This is a genomic window from Acinetobacter uliginosus (assembly GCF_044130295.1).
GTDB lineage: Bacteria > Pseudomonadota > Gammaproteobacteria > Pseudomonadales > Moraxellaceae > Acinetobacter.
In genome coordinates this window covers 51,167-69,852 of record NZ_JBIQOC010000010.1, presented here as the reverse complement: position 1 = coordinate 69,852, position 18,686 = coordinate 51,167, and the positions used below count along the sequence as shown (strand labels likewise).

Here is an 18,686-nt window from a genome sequence, read left to right as displayed (position 1 = left end):
TTCAATCCATGATTTTGATGTATACCATAGACTAGACATTTTAATTAATAAGAATACAGATACTTTAAATGTAAGCATCCGGCTAACACAGCCTTACCAAGCGATCCTATAAGCCTTAATTTAGTTCCCACCTAAAAACAAGTGGGGACTTAATCCATGAACATGGATATATATTCAGCAACACCTCCTGTTGCTAAAAAACGCAGAAAATACAGCAAAGAATGGCTTTGTTGCACAAAGATTTGAAATGCAAAGCGCCCCTAATTGAGCCAAATTTAAGGCGTAACTTGGGTAAGTGGTCGACCTAATTCCGTAAATCTATTAAGGACTGCTACACGTGCATGGATCTCATTCACTTGGCTATCAAAACTCCTTGCACTGTGTTTATCTCCTAATAATTTGATGCAATGCATTTTAGTTTCAACCAAACTTCGCCGATGATAGCCTGACCATTTTTTCCATAGTGTCCTGCCTAAATGTTTAACTGTTCGAAGTAATTCATTTCGCTCTAGCGAGCTACTCTTTGTATCTTTCCATGGTTTCGCATTTTTTCTAGGTGGAATCACCGCATGCGCTTGCCGATCTGCAATGACCTGACGGCATTGCTTGGTGTCATAAGCTCCATCGGTATAAACAGAGTCAATCCGCTCATCTTGTGGAATCTGATTAAGTAAATCACCAAGCACCTGTGAATCACTGACATTATTGGTTGTAAGCTGAACTGCTCGTATTTGTAGGGTTTTAGCATCTATATCAATATGAAGTTTATGCCATTGGCGACGATATTCAGGTCCATGTTTCTTGCGTTTCCATTCGCCCTCACCTAGAAACTTCATCCCTGTAGAGTCCATGAGTAGATGCAGCCCATCGCTACTTTTTTGGTAGCTGATTACAATATCAATATGCTTTTGTCTTCTACAAAGCGTGGTGTACGAATATCACTGATATTCGGGGCTGCTCAGCCGCAAAGTTTAATCAGACTTTGCACAAAGCCAGTAACCATACGTAAAGACAGACGGAATAAGGATTTAATCATTAAGCAGCATTGGATGGCTGCGTCGGAGTAGGTTTGATTTCGCCCTTGTTTGCCTTTTGATGGCGCATACCATTGCGTAGCAGGATCAAACCAAATGGCAATATTTCCGCGACTCATGAGTGCTCGGTTATATGCGGGCCAATTGGTTGTGCGGTAGATTTTCTGTGTAGGCTTCTTCATTTGAAAATTATATCGCTGAAAAAGCCTTTACAGATAGGTTTGTGCAACAAAGCCTATTTTTAATCAATGATATATCGTATGAAAAAAAGGTCCAAACCATAAGGGTTGGGCCTTTTTAATGATTTATCATGTTCCATATTTTTAATTAGACACACTGAACAAAAGGGTCTTACTTACCCAAAATCATTTCCAGTACAAACTTGGAACCAATAAAACCAATCGCCAGTAGCATAAAACCAATCAAAGTAAAGCGAATGGCTTTCTGACCGCGCCAGCCAAATTTATAATGACCAATCAACAGAAAGCCATAAACAAACCAGGAAATAATACTAAACGCCGTTTTATGCGCCAAATGCTGGGCAAAGAAATTTTCAATGGTAAAGAAACCAAAACCAAGCGCTAAAGTCAGCAAGATAAAACCGGTAATGATTAAATCAAACAGCAAGGATTCCATGGCCTGGAATGAAGGTAGTAAATTAACCCACAGTCTTTTGGTCTTATTCTTTAATTCACGGTTCTGAAACCACAAAATCACGGCTTGAATGGTGGCCATCAACAGAACCGCATAGGCGGATAAAGACAAAATAATATGAATGTCTAGGCCCAGAGAATGCTGTTCAATCACCTGATTGGTCTTGCTTAAGGTAAAACCTAAAATGAGACCGATTGCAGCAACAGGGATACCCAGTAAATTCAGTGCCAAAATGGGACGAAAGGTACTAAACAGCAGGCTGAGCAGCAGCATCAGACCAGAGGTAAATGACATCAGCACAAAAACATCATAATTGATGCCTAAAGGGGTCAGCATATCGCTATACAGCACAGCCCCGTGCAACATTACCCCTAAACCCAGTACCAGCCCAATAAGCCAATGGTTTGGATCACGTTTTGACATTAAGTGGATAAACAGATACCAGAAAGATGAGGTATAAGCGATTAATGCTAAGATCGTGTAAACCAAGGGCAGGCTAATCATGTCAAACCTTTTTCAGGATGATGAATATTCATTTATATAAATTCGATGCGAACTACAGTATCCTATAGCATTCTATGCATAAATTTTCTATTTTAAGAAACAATTTTTTGCTCACGGCTATTTTAAGCGGAATTTGCAATGTTTGATACCTTAACAGAACGACTCACGCAGAGTTTAAGAAATGTTACTGGCTCAGGGCAGCTAACCGAAGACAATATTAAAGATACGTTACGTGAAGTGCGTATGGCACTTCTTGAAGCCGATGTGGCGTTACCTGTAACTCGTGAGTTCATCGCGAAAGTTAAGGAAGAGGCATTGGGCCAAGAAGTGATGACTCAGTTATCACCGGGCCAGGCGTTCGTCAAAATTGTACATGACGAACTGACCAAAATGATGGGTGAGGCCAATGAAAGCCTTGACCTCGCAGCCAAACCCCCTGTGGTTGTACTGCTTGCAGGTTTGCAAGGTGCGGGTAAAACCACGACTGCGGCAAAACTTGCACGTTTCCTGCAAGAGCGTCAAAAGAAAAAAGTGGCCATGGTTTCTGCCGACGTTTATCGTCCAGCGGCAATCAAACAGCTGCAAACTGTAGCGGGTGAAGTTGGCGCGATTTTCTTTGAATCGAATGCCAATGAAAAACCAATTGATATTGCCAACCGTGCCATTGAACAAGCGAAAATCCAGTTTGCTGATGTGCTGATTGTCGATACCGCAGGTCGTCTACACGTCGATGACGAAATGATGGACGAAATTAAAGAGCTTCATGCTGCCATCAAGCCGACTGAAACCCTGTTCGTGGTCGATGCCATGACCGGTCAGGATGCGGCGAATACAGCCAAAGCCTTTAATGATGCGCTTCCATTAACCGGTGTGATCTTAACCAAAACTGATGGTGATGCACGCGGTGGTGCGGCGCTTTCAGTTCGTGCAATTACCGGCAAGCCAATTAAATTCCTGGGTATGGGCGAAAAGCTCGATGCACTTGAGCCATTCCATCCTGAGCGTATCGCTCAGCGTATCTTGGGTATGGGTGATGTGCTTTCTTTGGTCGAAGAAGTTGAACGCAAGATCGACAAAGAAAAAGCCGAAAAAATGGCGAAAAAATTGCAAAAAGGCGGCAGCTTCAACTTTGAAGATATGCTGATGCAATTTGAGCAAATGAATAAAATGGGCGGCATGATGGGCTTCCTAGATAAACTTCCAGGCATGAGCAACTCGGGTATTCAGGATGCGATTGCGCAGGCGAACCCCGAAAAGCAAGTGAAAAAGATGGAAGCGATTATCCAGTCGATGACCATTAAAGAGCGTCGTAACCCGGACCTCATGAACCCAAGTCGTAAAAAACGTATTGCAGCAGGTTGCGGTATGGATGTTGCTGAAGTGAATAAACTCATCAAGCAACACGCGCAAATGGCGAAAATGATGAAGAAATTTGCCAATCCGTCAGGTATGGCAAAAATGATGCGTTCATTGGGCAATATGCAAAAGCAATTCGGTGGCGGTGGTATGGGCCCGCTATTCGGCAATAAAGATAAATAAGATTGAGCTTTACTGATCAATCCCAAGAAGGCGCGTAATGCGCCTTTTTTATTGCCTTTTTTCCTATCCTAAAAACACTTTGAAACAATCCGGTTTATTTTGCGATGAACAGGCTGGATTTTTTGATTCTCATCGGCATATTATAATTGAATAAATATGACTCATTCTACAATTTATAATAAGAAGAACAGATATGTCACAATTACAAAAGCAAGTTTATATTGTGCATGGTGATCAAGCTTCTCCTAATGATCACTGGTTTCCCTGGCTTAGCCAGCAAATTCAGCATTCAGGCCATCTGGCAAGGCGACTAATCTTACCCGATTCGAACGCACCAAATTTTCAAAGCTGGCAAACAGCAATACAGCTGCAAATACCCCATTTAGATTCAGAAAGCATTATTGTCGCGCATGGTTTAGGTTGTCTTGCCAGTCTGCATTTTTTGACTCAGGCACTCAGTCAGACTTCAATTAAAGGGCTGATACTGGTGGCTGGCTTTAAGGATAAACTCACTGCATTACCCGAATTGGAGGGTTTTATTCGGCAGGCAAAATTAGACATGGCTATTTTGCAAAAACAGATTGCGACCCGATTTTTACTGTTTTCCTGTAATGATCCTTATGTGTCACCGCCCAAAGCTGTACTGCTAGGTCATTACATTAATGCCCAGATGCAGGAGGTGAACCATGCCGGGCATTTTATGCGCAGTGATGGTTTTGATGAATTTAACCAGGTCTGGGATGTGCTGCATCCATTGCTGCTACATTGATTGACTGACTATTTACACTGAAAATTTAAAACATCATGTAGCATATTGCATGGGAAAATCTCTACAATTCACTTTTTCTATAAAAATGACTAACAGTTCAATCACGAGATTCAGCCTAAATTTAGTACATACTTAAGCAGCTGAAGCAGATGGAATAACAATAATGGCCCAGGTAATTGTCATACATATACGGCCGGCTCGGAAGAAAACTGGTATCCCTGGCTGCGACAGCTTGCTGCTGAACAGCATTTTAGTGTGAACATTTTCGCCTCGATCCTTCAACCTATCCCCAGCTGTCAGTATGGGCATCACAGATAGAACAGCAGGCGGGTCGTCTGGATGAAGTGAACCCATTTATTGATGCTGCCCGGATCGATTTTGAATTGTTAAAATGTCAGATTGAGCATCGGATAGTGATTTATTCGGAAGGGGATCATCATGTTCTGCCTAAATTCAGTATTGAATAGGCTAAAAGTCTGGCAGCTTATTCAGCCTTATTTGATTCGACAAAATCAGGCTTCAGCCAAGGAATAAATATAATTTTGCAGCCCTTTCAGCAACAGATCATGCTCAATAACAGGCTGATAAGCTGTCAAATATGTAGCAAATAGTGGTGCATCACCACCGGTTAAAATCAGTTGGCTTGGGTATTTTTCCAGGACCTTTTCAATGGTGCTGACCAGACTGAGCAGAATGCCATGGTGAACGGCATCGATGGTATTGCGACCTGGGCTAAGCTCATCAAATATGGCATCGGGAATCTTGATGCCTTTGGTATTTTGAATCAGGGAATCACGCTGCAAATACAGGTTCGGCAGGATATAACCGCCCAAGTGTTGCAAGCCATCGGTGAGGTCAATGGTCAGTGCAGTTCCACAACTGATCACACAATATTTTTGCTCCGGATTGTTCACGACAGCCAGCATTTGCAGCCAGCGGTCAATCCCGAACTTGCTGGTATCTTCATAGGCACAGCGTAAGCCGGCATATTCGGCATGAACTTTGGCAAAAGTCACCGGAACATTTAAAAACTTGAGAATTTTTTGGATGCGTTCATTGTTCTTTTTGTCCTGAACCGAAGACACCCCGGCTTGTTGCAGATCCAGACTTTTAAAATGCTGGATTAAACCGAGGAGCAGTTCGGCAGGGGATTGCAGATGCAGTTCTGCACCATGTTCAATTACCTGATGATTTTCAGTAATCCAGTATTTGAGTCGGGTATTGCCGATATCCAGCCATAAATTCTTCATTGCATTTCTCTAAAGAGAGGTACTCAGGCGGCGTAAACGCCCTTGATAAAACTGTTTTAAGCCGTCAGGGGTGTCAATGTTGACCGAACCATCATCCTGAATGCCTTGGAAGATACCTGAACATACTCCCGAATGGTCTTCAAATTCAACAGCCTGGTTTATAAAAGCCGCATAATGATTAAAACGTGCCGCCAGGTTATAGCAGTCATGATCAAACCATGCACTGGCTTGCTGAATCGCTATATACAGTTCAGCAATCAGCTGAATACGGGAAGTATCCTGTAATCCTAACTCATGCAATGACGTCGCATGCTGGTCAATCTGTGCTTGAGGTACAGGTTCGAGATTAATCCCGACCCCGACAATGACCTGATGTGGGGAAATCGGTTCAACCAGAATGCCGCCCCATTTACCTTGTCGACTATACAGGTCATTCGGCCATTTCACTTGCAAATCTAAATTTTGCAAACTCGGCATTTGTAAAATATTCAGTGCGATTTCAAGCGCCAGCCGGCCATCAATGGCTGTTCGCGTATTCAGCAATGTGCTTAAATAGATGTTGCCTTCAGGCGATACCCACTGTCGTTGACGCTGTCCACGACCTTGAGTCTGTTTGGAACTGCAAACCAGAACACTGTGCACGCCTTTCAGTGCAATTTTACGTACATCGTCATTGGTCGACGTGGTGACGGGTTTGAGTAACAAAACTTCAGGAAGCTGATGGGCATCATCGAGGATTTTTTGCAGCTGTCGGGTCTCTAAATCCATTTAAATCTAAGTAACCGTGGAATGTGAATAATGGAGTTAATCATATATTTATTGATTGGTGCAATGGCGGGCTTTGCTGCCGGGCTGTTTGGTGTTGGTGGCGGCCTGATTATTGTTCCCATTCTTTATATTGTATTTACCCAGTTACATTATGATCCATCGGTGATTATGCATCTGGCTGTGGGTACATCTTTAGCGACCATTATTGTCACTTCCATCAGCTCGGTCACAGCGCACCATAAAAGAGGCGCAGTGATGTGGGATGTATTTCGTAATTTAGCGCCGGGACTGGCTTTAGGGGCATTTTTAGGAGCCGGTATTGCGGACTATATGTCGGGTCAGGGCTTGCAATTATTAATCGGCTTTTTTGCCCTTTGGGTGGCATATACCATGTTTAATGGTGCAAGCAAAGCGGTGGACCCGAATCATCATTTACCTTCCAGAGCCATGCAGATTCTGGCAGGTGGCGGAATTGGGATTGCCTCTGCCATATTCGGTATTGGTGGTGGTAGCTTGACCGTGCCATATTTAAGCCGTCATGGTGTGGTGATCCAGAAAGCGGTGGCCACCTCAGCTGCAGGCGGCTTGCCGATTGCTATTGCTGGTGCGTTAGGCTTTATGTGGTTTGGTTCCAATACCGAAACTGAAATACCGCATAGTATTGGCTATGTGCATATCTATGCCTTTATTGGTATTAGTGTCATGAGTTTTATGACGGCTAAATTAGGTGCAAAAGTGGCGCATAAACTATCGCCAGCCATGCTGAAAAGATGTTTTTCCTGCCTGTTAGCAACTGTCGGTTCGTATTTTATTTATCAAGGTTTTTCAGCCTTTTTTTAATTTAAAAACCATATAAAAGAGATGAAAAGGTGTGCTATGGTTTTTGCATACGCACCTTGAGATCACTTATCCTGCAGTTTTTCTAGGGATGTACTGAACTAAGAATAAGTTTTATTTTATAATTTAAATGAATCACTTAGGTTGAAGTGAGTCTAGAGTAGGATATTTGGCAGAAATAGACAGTTTTATCCGATCTACTGATCACAAACTGATATTGGCTTTATCGACTTGAAAATTGTCTGACAATGTCATATTTTTTGCAATTAAAATCAAGTAAAAAAGCAAGTAACAATCAGGATTTATCCACAGGGTTTATCCAATTTTTTTGATTGCATCTTATAAAAACAAGATAGGAACAGTATGCAAGAACAAGAAAAGGACAGTTTGTCCGAGCAGATTGCCAGGCATATTAGTGAGCAAATCATTCGCGGTGAACTGGTAGAGGGGGAACGCATTCAAGAATTGCGCATTTCCTCTGAACTGGATGTCAGTCGTGGTTCGGTGCGTGAAGCCTTACTGCTGCTGGAGCGTACCCAATTAATCGAAATTTATCCCCGTCGTGGGGCGATTGTCTCGGAAATGTCTGCCCAGCAGGTACGTGCCCTGTTTGAAATGTGTGCATTGCTGTGTGGGCAAATCGTGCAACGCATGGCCGAAACCTGGCGTCCGCATGAAGCCGAAAGCATTCAGGCATTATTGCAACAGTTGCAGGAAGAAACCCGTCACGGCCATACTGAAAAATTTTATGATTTAATCTTTCAGGGCTTGTCTCGTCAGCATGAAATGGTCGGCAATCCTTATTTAATGAAAGTCTACCAGGAACTGTTACCGTCACTGCGCCGCAGCTATTTTTTAACCTTAAATATCTCGCATCGCGAACTGCAGGAATCATTTGAATTATTTAAGCTGGTGACTGATGCAGTTTTGATCCGAAAATCACAACAAGCTACTTTATTTATGGATGATTTTTGTCGACACTTGCGTAACCTTGTGTTGGAATCTCTGACACGGATGAAACAAATCGAACTTGCATGGGCAAGACGTTCACGACGTTGATCAGGACATTATGCGTTTAAGCAGCTTAAAACTTTCCGGCTTTAAATCTTTTGCCGACAGTACAACTTTACATTTCAAGGCAAATCGTACCGCTGTGGTGGGACCCAACGGTTGTGGTAAATCCAATGTGATTGATGCCATACGCTGGGTAATGGGAGAGTCCAGTGCGCGCCAGCTGCGTGGCGGCAGCATGCAGGATGTGATTTTTACCGGAACTGCGAAACGAAAACCTGTCGGTGTAGCCAGTGTCGAACTGCGTTTTGACAATACCTATGGCAAGCTCGGTGGCGCTTATAATGCCTATAACGAATTGGCTGTACGTCGTCAGGTCAACCGTGATGGCAAGTCCGAATATTTTTTAAATGGCACCAAATGCCGTCGTCGTGACATCACCGACATTTTCTTGGGAACCGGTTTGGGTCCGCGCTCTTACGCGATCATTGAACAGGGCATGATTAACCGTCTGGTCGATGCCAAACCTGAAGAAATGCGGGTGTTTATTGAGGAAGCTGCCGGAGTTTCCCGTTATCAGGCACGTCGCCGTGAAACTCTATTGCATCTGGATCACACCACGCAAAATTTATCCCGCCTTGAAGATATTGCCGCGGAACTGAAATCCCAGCTGAAAACCCTGAAACGTCAATCCGAAACCGCCATTCAATATAAAGAACTGGAAACCCGGATTCGCACCATAAAAGTGGAAGTGCTGTCATTTCAATGTGAGCAAAGCAGCCGCTTACAGCAAGAATATACTGTGCAGATGAATGAGCTGGGCGAAACCTTCAAGCTGGTGCGTTCCGAATTGACTACTTTGGAACATGATTTGACTGCAACCAGTGAATTATTTCAGCGCCTGATTCAGCAGTCCACGCCACTGCAAAATGAATGGCAACAGGCCGAGAAAAAACTGGCTGAACTGAAAATGACGCTGGAACAGAAGCAATCCTTGTTCCAGCAGAATACGACAACCTTAAGTCAGCTGGAACAGCAAAAACTACAGACCAAAGAACGGCTGCAACTGATTGAATTACAAATTGAAACTTTGCAAGCCCAGCATGAACAGCAGACTGAACAATTACAGCAGCAAGAAAGCCAGGGACAAGACCAGAGTCAAAGTCTGGGGGATTTGAAAGCACAACAGCAACAGGTACAACAGCAATTTGAACTGGTCAAAGCTCAGGTTGAAAAACAGCAGCAGCAAAAACTGCAGATGCTGGTGCAAAGTGAGCAGTTGGCCAAAAATATTGCCCGGATTGAACAGCAAAAACAGACCTTGCAACAACAAGCCGCACAAATTCAAAATCAGCACCAGCTGGAGGATATTGAACAGCTGGAAAGTGAAAAAGTTCAACTGTCTCAGCAGATTGAACAGCTGGAACAAGCCATTCAAACGCAGAAACAAACATTAGAGTCAGTGCAAGCACAATATGCGCAGCAGAAAAATGATGTTTCAAGTTTGAAGTCTGCGATTCAGGTGTTGCAGTCGGAACAGAAAAATCTCCATCAGTTGCTGATCAAGAACAGTCCGAAAGTCCAGAGCGATGCCGTGCAGTTGATGCAGGTGTTGAAGCTCAAAGATCAGGCCAAAGACCATGCCCATCTGATTGAAAAATTCCTGGCGAAATGGCTCTCTGCACAAGTATTAGATGCTAATGCTGATTTCACGGAAAGTATTGCCCGTCAGCTGAAAGTTCAGGTGGCAAAAGGGCAGATTCAGCTGGCCAGTTTACCGTGTCTGGCCGAATGGATTGAATCGCCGCAGCATTCCATCTGGCAGCAGGTGGCCGTTGCAGACAATCTTCATCAGGCTTTGGCTTTACAGTCTCAATTGGGTATTGGTCAGTCTATCTTGACGCTGGATGGTTATCAGGTGGCTCAAGATTGGGTGATCGGTCTGTTTTACGATGAAGCCAGTCAGGCAGGACAAGGGGCACTGAGTCACCGTATCCGTTTGGAAGAAATTGAAACAGCATTGGCACAGCAGTTGCCACAGCTTGAAACGGCGGAACAGCTGTTGCCGGAACTGGTAAAACAGATTCAAATGTTGCAAAAAAATATTCAAGAGCAGCAAGACCAGTTAAAGCTACAGCAAAAAGCGTTGCAGCAGTTGGATGTCAATGTTGCCAAAGTACAAAGTACGGATCAGGCTTTTTCGCTTCAGAAACAGCAATTGGCCAGTCAGTTGCAACAGCTGGATGAGCAGCTGGAAGAGGATGCCATGCAGAAAGATGATCTGGAAATTGATCTGCATGCCTTAAACCTGAAACTGGAACAGGCTTTACCGAATTATAAAACCCTGCAATTCCAGGTTGAGGAACTGACCGAGCAGCTGGAAAATACCCAGCACACCTGGCAGCAAGCGCAACAGGAGCTCGAACTGTTACGTCGTCAGGCCACGCAAACCCGACAGCAAATTGAATTGCTGGAAAAAGATGCTTCATTCTCAAAAGCACAGTATCAGCAGATTATTGCGCAAATGGAGCAGGCGAAAAAGTTTGTTGATCCGGTGCAGCTGGAATTACCAGCACTGGAATCTCAATTCAGTGAGCAGGCACACATTACCGAGAAGTTGCAAAAGACCTGGAATGAATGGCAGGCTGAACTGAACAGTGTTCAAGAAAAACAGCAGCACCTGACCGAACAGCGTCATCAGCATCAGCAGCAAGATGAAAAGCTGCGTACTCAACTGGAAGAAAAGCGACTGGCCTGGCAAGCAGCCAAGTCTGACTGGCAGCACTATTCTGAACAGTTAAAAGAGATGAATAGTGAAATGCTCACCGGGCTGAGTATTGATATTGCCAGCCATCAACAAACCCTGGAAAGAGCACAGCAGCAGTTTGAAAAACTGGGTGCGGTGAATCTGGCGGCTTCTGAAGAATATGAGGAAGTCTCCAGTCGCTTTGAAGAACTGAGTCATCAGATTGAAGACCTGGAAAAAACAGTCGATCAGTTACAGGATGCCATGAAGAGTATTGATCAGGAAACCCGCAAATTGTTTATGACCACCTTTGATCAGGTCAATCATGAACTGCAAGACCTGTTCCCGAAAGTATTTAATGGCGGTGAAGCCAGTTTAAGCCTTGAAGATGACTGGCAATCGGGTGTAAAACTAATGGCGCGTCCACCGGGTAAACGGAACAGTTCTCTGGCCTTACTCTCTGGTGGTGAAAAAGCATTAACAGCATTGGCATTGGTGTTTGCCATCTTCCGTTTAAATCCGGCACCGTTCTGTGTACTGGATGAGGTCGATGCACCTTTGGACGATGCCAATGTGGGACGGTTTTGTAACCTGGTAAAAGAACTTTCTGAACAGGTGCAATTCATTTACATTACCCATAATAAAGTTGCAATGACGATGGCAACCGATTTGTTAGGTGTTACCATGCCAGAACCGGGCACCTCAAAATTAGTCACTGTCGATTTGGAACAGGCAAAAGAATACGGTTTAGTTGCGGAGTCATAGTATGGAAGTCACTACGATTGTTGGCATAGTTATCGCCATCATCATTATGCTATTCGGTTTAAGATTATTGTTTAAAAAACCTGGGGATGCAGCACCGTCACTAGATTCGGAACTTCATGTCAATTCTGACAGCCAGCAACCGGTCATTCCTCGTCATGTGCGTGATCAACTACAAAGTGCAAAAGAAGCCGAACGTGTTGAACCCACTTTAACTGAAACGGCGGCTGAACAGCTTCCGGCAGCTCAGCAGGCAGAAGCGCAAGCAGAAAAGGTTGAAACCGCTCAGGTTGAACAGGCAGCAGCACCCGCTCAGGCGGAGTTGAAAGCAGATGCTACCGCTGTAGAAGAAGTAAAATCTGAAGCCAGCTCAGAACAGGCTCAACAAGGTGAAGATAAAAAAGCAGATGAATTTAACCTGAACAGCAGCATTGAAAAAGCCGAAATTTCAGACTTTGAAGATGAAAGCAGCATTCTGGATGAGCACTTGCATGAACAGCAACGCGTGGATGAAGCCAGTGCCTTATCGACTGCAGCCGAATTTATTGCCTTGAATATTTATCCGGAACGTCGGGTGCTTTCCGGGGAAAAAACCTTAAAAGTCTTGCTAAAGTATGGCCTGCGTTTTGGTGAAATGGCCTGTTTCCATCGTTATACTGAAGATGGCAGCAAGTTACTCTTCTCAGTGTTGCAGATTACTGACGAAGGTGCAGCCGGTTTTGATCTGGAAACTTTATCTACTGAGCAAGTGAAAGGCTTGGCTTTCTTCCTGGCATTGCCACACAGTGATGTACAGAATGCCTTTGATACTATGGACAGCATTTCACGCCTGATTGCCCGTGAAATTGACGGCACCGTGTATGATCAGAACAATCAGGAATTTACGCCGCAATTACGTGAACAATGGCGTCATTTCGCGATTGATTACCGTGCAGGTCAAAGCACAGAAGTTTAGTTTGAAACTGACGGACTCGATTTCTATAATAGCGAGTAGATCAAATAGTTATGAAGGGCGGAAATAGACCGCCCTTTTTTATGGTGTAGATATGACCGAAGATTCAACTATCAAAGCGCAAATGCGTCAATTGATTCAAATTTTAGCCAAGCATAACCATGCCTATTATGTGATGGATCAACCCAGCATTGAAGATAGTGAATATGATCAGCTCTTTCATCAGCTCAAGGCTTTAGAAGAAAAATATCCCGAATATATACAGGCGGATACTCCGACCAATAAAGTGGGTGGCAAAGCGCTTACTAAATTTGCCAGCGTGACCCATGCCGTGCCGATGCTGTCATTGGGTAATGTCTTTAACCAGGAAGAATTGTTCGCTTTTGCCCGCCGTATCGAAGAACGGTTACCAAACCAGAAAATTCAGTATGATGTCGAACTGAAATTCGATGGCCTGGCCATTTCCCTATGGTATGAAAATGGCGTGCTGGTTCGGGGGGTGACCCGTGGTGATGGCGAAACCGGTGAAGATATTACCCATAATGTCAAAACCATCCGTAACTTGCCGAAAGTTCTAAGCTCTGCACAGGTTCAGGTACCGACACTGCTTGAAGTGCGTGGTGAAGTGCTGATTCCTAAAGCTGGTTTTGAAAAGCTGAATGCCGAAAATGAAGCCAAAAGCGAAAAGACCTTTGCCAACCCGCGTAATGCAGCGGCAGGCAGTCTGCGCCAGCTCGATCCTAATGTTGCAGCCTCACGTCCACTGGCCTTTTATGCCTATGGTATAGCACAGTGCGAACCTCATCATGGCCAGACCACCATGTATGCCAGTCTGGAATGGTTAACCCAGTTTGGTTTTACCATAGGGGAAAGTCATTTTATTTGTGACACGATTCAGGATGTACAAAAAGCCTATGAAAAAATCAATGCAGAACGTGCCGATTTAAGTGTTGAAATTGATGGTCTGGTCATCAAGGTCGATGACTTAAAACAGCAAAAACAGCTCGGTTTTTTGAGCCGTGAACCCCGTTGGGCAACCGCCTATAAATTCCCGGCGGTAGCGGCTTTAACCACGGTAGAAAATATTGACTGGCAAGTGGGGCGTACCGGAACTTTAACCCCGGTTGCACGTTTAAACCCTGTCGCGGTCGGTGGGGTCACGGTGTCCAATGTCACCCTGCATAATATTGGCGAAATCCACCGTTTAGATGTCCGAATTGGCGATACCGTCAGCGTATACCGTAGCGGTGACGTGATTCCGAAAGTGGAAAAAGTCTGGCCGGAATTCCGCCCGGATGAGGCAGTAGAGGTTCATTTACCGGAAAATTGTCCTGTTTGTGATTCGCCGGTGGTGATGCCTGAAGGCGAGGCATTGGCACGCTGTTCTGGCGGTTTGTACTGCGCAGCCCAGCGAATTGAAGCCATTCGCCACTTTGTTTCGCGTAAGGCCATGGATATTGAAGGTCTGGGCGATCGCTGGGTGGAATGTTTACTCCATCTCGACCTGCTCAAAAATGTGGCGGATATTTACTGCTTGCACCAACATCGTGAACAGCTTTTAAACATTGATAAAATGGGTGAAAAATCGGTACAAAACCTGTTTGATGCAATTGAAAACAGCAAGAAAACCACACTGGCTTCCTTCATTTATGCTTTGGGGATTCGTGGCGTGGGAGAAACCACTGCACGTATGCTGGCCAATACTTTCCAGACTTTTGAAGCTCTGCAAAATGCTGATATTGAAGCCTTGAAGAAAACCCCGGATGTCGGGGAGATTACCGCTGAATGGATTATCGATTTCTTTCAGGCACCGCATAATCTGGAAGTGGTCAAGCGTTTGCTCGAAGCGGGAATTCACTGGGATGCTCCAGTTGCACCGATACGTCAGCCGCTGAATGGCGAAAGCTGGGTGGTGACGGGTACGCTCAGCAGCATGGGCCGTGATGAAGCGACACAGTTACTCCAAGCCTTAGGCGCTCGGGTCAGCGGCAGTGTGTCGAGTAAAACCAAATGTGTGGTTGCCGGTGAGAAAGCCGGTTCCAAGCTGGATAAGGCAGAAAAACTCGGTGTCGCTGTGATCAACGAAGAACAGTTTATTGCTTTGATGAAAGAGCATGGTCAACTTCCTGCTTAATCGATCTTAAGCATGAATTAAAAAAGACATCCTCGGATGTCTTTTTTATGGCTTGATTGGGTTGGGATCGTCATGATGAGCTGAATTCACGTACAATATCGATCTATTGACAGGTATTGAGCCTGTCTTATCAGATGATTCTGTTCTCCCGTTGATTATTGGCATACACATGGCGCAAGCAAAGAAAACTTTTCCGCAACAAAAATCGCAATTACATGCACGAAATCTGCATCGCAGTCGTTACGATTTTCCTCAGTTAATGCAGACTTGTCCGGAACTTGCACCTTTTGTTAGCTCAAATAAATATAACGATCTTTCAGTCGATTTTTCTGATCCACAGGCTGTGAAAATGCTCAATAAAGCATTGCTGAAACATTTTTATGGCATTCAATATTGGGATATTCCTCAAGATTTTCTTTGTCCGCCTATTCCGGGTAGAGCTGACTATATCCACTATTTGGCTGACTTGTTGAGTGCCAATAATAAAGGTCAGATTCCAACAGGGCATGCCGTTCAAGTGTTGGATATTGGAGTGGGAGCAAACTGTATTTATCCGATCATTGGTCATCGTAGCTATGGTTGGAAATTTGTCGGCTCAGACATTCATTCTACATCCTTTAAAAGTGCTCAATTCATTGTGGAGGCGAATCCAAATTTGCGAAAAGGGATTCAGATTCGATTGCAGAAGAACTCAAGCAATATTTTCAAAGGTGTGATTAAACCCACAGATCATTTTGATTTGACGATGTGTAACCCGCCATTTCATGCCTCGCAAGATGAAGCAAATGCCACAGCAACTCAAAAATTAAGAAAACTTGGCAAGCCGGTTGATCGGACGAAGGTGGTGTTAAACTTTGGTGGTCAAAAAAATGAACTCTGGTGTGACGGTGGTGAAGAACGCTTTGTCTGCCAAATGGTACAAGAGAGCATACAGTTTGCTGAGCAATGTCTTTGGTTTAGCACACTGGTTTCCAAGAAAACAACATTGCCTGTGCTTTTAAATGCGTTGCGTAAGAGCGGAGCAGTGGATGTGAAAACCATTAAAATGACGCAGGGGCAAAAAGAAAGTCGTTTTGTCGCTTGGACTTTTTTAGATTTAAAGCAACAACAAGCATGGAGAAATGCACGTTGGACTTCAGCTTAAGCCTATTTTCGCTGAGGATGAGTGAGCGTGTCGGTGCATGACTAAGATTTGGCCTGCTTATACCAATGAACAAGCTCAATTTTGCTTATATATAATAACCTGATGCCGATGCACTCAGCGTTTCTGATTTGATACGCATATAGTTCAATGAATATATGCCACAATGATTTTGAATCTAGTTACAAAAAACCAATACATTATAAAAGTACTTTGATCTTGTTCATCTAAGCTGAGTACTGAGTGCAAGACATTGTTTTATAAATGGGAATTTATTCAACTAAAACTGTAAATGTAAGTGTTTCTCATTTTAATTGTTTAAAAATCATATATTTACTGAAATTTTATTTTGCAAATCCAGATGATTTTCTCCATAATAAGCCCATAAAGGTAGGGAGTTATAAAAATGCGTGGTAATCCAGAAGTCGTAGATTATTTAAATATGTTGATCGGTGGCGAACTGGCTGCTCGCGACCAATACCTGATCCACTCTCGTATGTATGAAGATTGGGGGTTAAACAAGATTTTTGAACGGATCGACCATGAAATGCAGGAAGAAGCTGCTCATGCCGATGCGCTTATTCGCCGTGTATTGTTTTTAGAAGGTACACCGAATATGAACCGCGATGACATCGAAACTGGTGAAGATGTGCTGAGCTGTTTAAAAGCAGATTTAAAACTCGAATATCATGTACGTGAAAAATTGGCACAAGGCGTGAAATTGTGTGAAGAGAAAGGTGATTATGTGAGCCGTGATATGCTTCGTCAGCAAATGTCGGATACGGAAGAAGATCATACTTACTGGTTAGAAAAACAGATTCGTTTGATTGAATTGATTGGTTTGCAAAACTATATTCAATCGCAAATGTAAGTTTAAATGTTGAAATATAAAGCCTGACCTGAGTCGGGCTTTTTTATTTGTTTAAATTTATGATTGAGATAGGCAATGACGTGCTATTGAGAAAATTTCCGGATATCCGCCAGGACCTGAGCCGCATGAGTTTGCGTATTCACACTGCTATAGTGGTAAACAATGGTGCCTTGAGGATCAATCAGAAAGCTTTCCCGTTTGGCAATTTGGATAATGCCCAGATTACGCACAATACCCAATTGATTCGATAATTGGTGTTTGTGATCTGCTAAAAGAGGAAAAGCTAAGCCTAACTTTTCTGAAAATTTTTGATGGGATTTGACATCATCCAGACTCACCCCCAAAACCATGGCATTGTTTTTTAAAAATTGTGGATAGAGCGCTTTAAATTGATTGGCTTCCTGGGTACAGCCGGGAGAGTTGTCTTTAGGATAGAAATATAACACCACCCATTTGCCTTTGTACTGGCTCAAGGAATGCCATTGACCATTTTGATCCTGCAATTTAAATGCAGGTGCCGCTTTTCCGACCCATTGTTTTTCAGTGTTTTTCTGAGAAGTGAAAATCGAATTTTCGGCATAGGCAGGAACCGTGAAAGCATTGAATGCTGATATGGATATCAAGCTGATTTGCAGCAGTTTTGAAGTTTTCATGACGTATACTTTTATAATTAATGTCTGCATTAATCTTAGCAAATTTGCTGATGAGATGGTGCAGTGTAGGTTTGCAATGATTTCAAAGTTTCTTATGAACGAAATTCTTTAAAAATTACCTGTGATTGCATATTTACCTTTGATGGATCAAAAATAACAAAACCCCGCTGTTGGTCAAAAAGGGATATTCATATCATCCTTCAGCAACAACGACTCCCTTGTCGCCATTCACGATAGTGGATTATGAATGAATTTTGAAATGCTGCTGCGAGAATTGAGACAGAGGTTTTATACTGTTCAAATGATTTAGTTTTTTTAGAGCTTACCTTGAATCAACGTATTTTACTCATCACGGGCTGGGGCGGTGGAACCCAACTGCTTGATCCATTAAAACAGGCTTTGGCGGCACAAGGACATGAGGTTGAACTTTGCAACATTTTTAATGCTTTAGATGAACAGGTTCTACAGCAGAAAGTGGAACTGGCGCATCAGTTTGATGTGATTGCCGGCTGGTCTTTGGGGGGGCAGTTAGCTACAGTGTTGGTCGATCAGGTTCAAAAGCAGCATGGACAGGAAAAAGTATTGATTACTTTAGGTTCCAATCCCTGTTTCGTAGCAAACGATACATGGCCAATGGCAATGGATCAGCTGACCTTTCAGCAGTTCAAACAGTCATTTGAGCAAGATGCTATTTCCACTTTAAAAAAGTTTGGCTATATGGTGTGTCAAGGCACAGTAACCACAAAAGCTGACTTCATCACTTTACAAAGTTTGATTCAGGCACAATCGATTGAAACTTTAAGACAAGGACTATTATGCCTTGAGTATTTAAATAATGTCGATATCTTGAGGAATTACCCAGGTCATCAATATCATATGTTTGCAAAACAGGATTTTTTAGTTAGTTACAAAGTTCAAAGAAATTTTCATAAATTCAATGCAAAGTTTCTGGAAACAGAGCTGATCAGCGGGTCACATGGCTTTCCCTTATTTGAAGCTGAACTGATAACTGGCAAAATCTGCCAATTTTTAAAGAAAATAGAACAAACAAGCGGATAACT

Annotated in this window: 14 protein-coding genes and 3 pseudogenes; 12 read left to right on the top strand and 5 right to left on the bottom strand. The window is 43.4% G+C overall.

All coding sequences use genetic code 11. The features are described 5' to 3' along the window. Nucleotides 1-156: 156 nt before the first annotated feature. Nucleotides 157-225: pseudogene (locus tag ACE01T_RS03875) on the top strand (IS66 family insertion sequence element accessory protein TnpB); the annotation flags it as partial. Nucleotides 226-275: 50 nt separating this feature from the next. Here ACE01T_RS03875 and ACE01T_RS03870 read toward each other — a convergent pair. Then, nucleotides 276-1,216, bottom strand: a pseudogene (locus ACE01T_RS03870) (IS5 family transposase). A 169-nt stretch (nucleotides 1,217-1,385) separates the two neighbouring features. After that, complete coding sequence (locus tag ACE01T_RS03865; RefSeq protein ID WP_086196095.1) at nucleotides 1,386-2,192, bottom strand: cytochrome C assembly family protein; 807 nt, start codon at nucleotides 2,190-2,192, stop codon at nucleotides 1,386-1,388. 138 nt (nucleotides 2,193-2,330) lie between these two features. Between ACE01T_RS03865 and ffh the strand changes: the two genes are divergently transcribed. The 3 genes and pseudogenes from ffh to ACE01T_RS03850 form a co-directional block, all read left to right on the top strand. Next, complete coding sequence (gene ffh, locus ACE01T_RS03860; protein ID WP_086196094.1) at nucleotides 2,331-3,731, top strand: signal recognition particle protein; 1,401 nt, start codon at nucleotides 2,331-2,333, stop codon at nucleotides 3,729-3,731. 193 nt (nucleotides 3,732-3,924) lie between these two features. Next, nucleotides 3,925-4,500 (top strand): RBBP9/YdeN family alpha/beta hydrolase, encoded by a 576-nt coding sequence (locus tag ACE01T_RS03855; protein ID WP_395518781.1) that lies wholly within the window; start codon nucleotides 3,925-3,927, stop codon nucleotides 4,498-4,500. Between the two features lie 180 nt (nucleotides 4,501-4,680). Beyond that, nucleotides 4,681-4,964, top strand: a pseudogene (locus ACE01T_RS03850) (RBBP9/YdeN family alpha/beta hydrolase); the annotation flags it as partial. Nucleotides 4,965-5,012: 48 nt separating this feature from the next. Here the strand turns inward: ACE01T_RS03850 and ACE01T_RS03845 are convergent. Both ACE01T_RS03845 and ACE01T_RS03840 read right to left on the bottom strand, forming a co-directional pair. Further along, nucleotides 5,013-5,750, bottom strand: a complete 738-nt coding sequence (locus ACE01T_RS03845) for a type III pantothenate kinase (RefSeq protein WP_395518780.1) — start codon at nucleotides 5,748-5,750, stop codon at nucleotides 5,013-5,015. Nucleotides 5,751-5,759: 9 nt separating this feature from the next. Further along, nucleotides 5,760-6,518 (bottom strand): biotin--[acetyl-CoA-carboxylase] ligase, encoded by a 759-nt coding sequence (locus ACE01T_RS03840; RefSeq protein ID WP_180081993.1) that lies wholly within the window; start codon nucleotides 6,516-6,518, stop codon nucleotides 5,760-5,762. A gap of 30 nt (nucleotides 6,519-6,548) precedes the next feature. Here ACE01T_RS03840 and ACE01T_RS03835 point away from each other — a divergent pair, with 30 nt between their 5' ends. The 7 genes from ACE01T_RS03835 to ftn all read left to right on the top strand — a co-directional run bounded on the left by ACE01T_RS03835 (nucleotide 6,549) and on the right by ftn (nucleotide 16,972). Further along, on the top strand, nucleotides 6,549-7,358 hold the full coding sequence (locus ACE01T_RS03835; protein ID WP_180081995.1) for a sulfite exporter TauE/SafE family protein: 810 nt from the start codon (nucleotides 6,549-6,551) through the stop codon (nucleotides 7,356-7,358). Nucleotides 7,359-7,718: 360 nt separating this feature from the next. Next, the gene (locus ACE01T_RS03830) at nucleotides 7,719-8,414 is read left to right on the top strand and encodes a GntR family transcriptional regulator (protein ID WP_086196089.1); all 696 of its coding nucleotides are present in this window, start codon (nucleotides 7,719-7,721) and stop codon (nucleotides 8,412-8,414) included. A gap of 10 nt (nucleotides 8,415-8,424) precedes the next feature. After that, entirely contained in the window at nucleotides 8,425-11,877 is a 3,453-nt protein-coding gene (gene smc / locus ACE01T_RS03825) for a chromosome segregation protein SMC (RefSeq protein WP_395518783.1), read from the top strand. A 1-nt stretch (nucleotide 11,878) separates the two neighbouring features. Continuing rightward, nucleotides 11,879-12,829, top strand: a complete 951-nt coding sequence (locus ACE01T_RS03820) for a cell division protein ZipA C-terminal FtsZ-binding domain-containing protein (RefSeq protein WP_180042512.1) — start codon at nucleotides 11,879-11,881, stop codon at nucleotides 12,827-12,829. Between the two features lie 91 nt (nucleotides 12,830-12,920). Further along, nucleotides 12,921-14,960, top strand: coding sequence for an NAD-dependent DNA ligase LigA (gene ligA, locus ACE01T_RS03815; RefSeq protein ID WP_395518779.1), 2,040 nt, complete (start codon nucleotides 12,921-12,923; stop codon nucleotides 14,958-14,960). A 169-nt stretch (nucleotides 14,961-15,129) separates the two neighbouring features. Next, nucleotides 15,130-16,104 (top strand): 23S rRNA (adenine(1618)-N(6))-methyltransferase RlmF, encoded by a 975-nt coding sequence (rlmF, locus tag ACE01T_RS03810; RefSeq protein WP_395518778.1) that lies wholly within the window; start codon nucleotides 15,130-15,132, stop codon nucleotides 16,102-16,104. A 403-nt stretch (nucleotides 16,105-16,507) separates the two neighbouring features. Continuing rightward, nucleotides 16,508-16,972 (top strand): heteropolymeric bacterioferritin subunit Ftn, encoded by a 465-nt coding sequence (ftn, locus tag ACE01T_RS03805; RefSeq protein ID WP_395518777.1) that lies wholly within the window; start codon nucleotides 16,508-16,510, stop codon nucleotides 16,970-16,972. 83 nt (nucleotides 16,973-17,055) lie between these two features. Here the strand turns inward: ftn and ACE01T_RS03800 are convergent, their stop codons facing one another. Continuing rightward, nucleotides 17,056-17,625 (bottom strand): peroxiredoxin, encoded by a 570-nt coding sequence (locus ACE01T_RS03800; RefSeq protein WP_395518776.1) that lies wholly within the window; start codon nucleotides 17,623-17,625, stop codon nucleotides 17,056-17,058. Nucleotides 17,626-17,952: 327 nt separating this feature from the next. Here ACE01T_RS03800 and ACE01T_RS03795 point away from each other — a divergent pair, with 327 nt between their 5' ends. Further along, on the top strand, nucleotides 17,953-18,684 hold the full coding sequence (locus tag ACE01T_RS03795) for an alpha/beta hydrolase family protein (RefSeq protein WP_395518775.1): 732 nt from the start codon (nucleotides 17,953-17,955) through the stop codon (nucleotides 18,682-18,684). The last annotated feature ends 2 nt before the right edge of the window (nucleotides 18,685-18,686 follow it).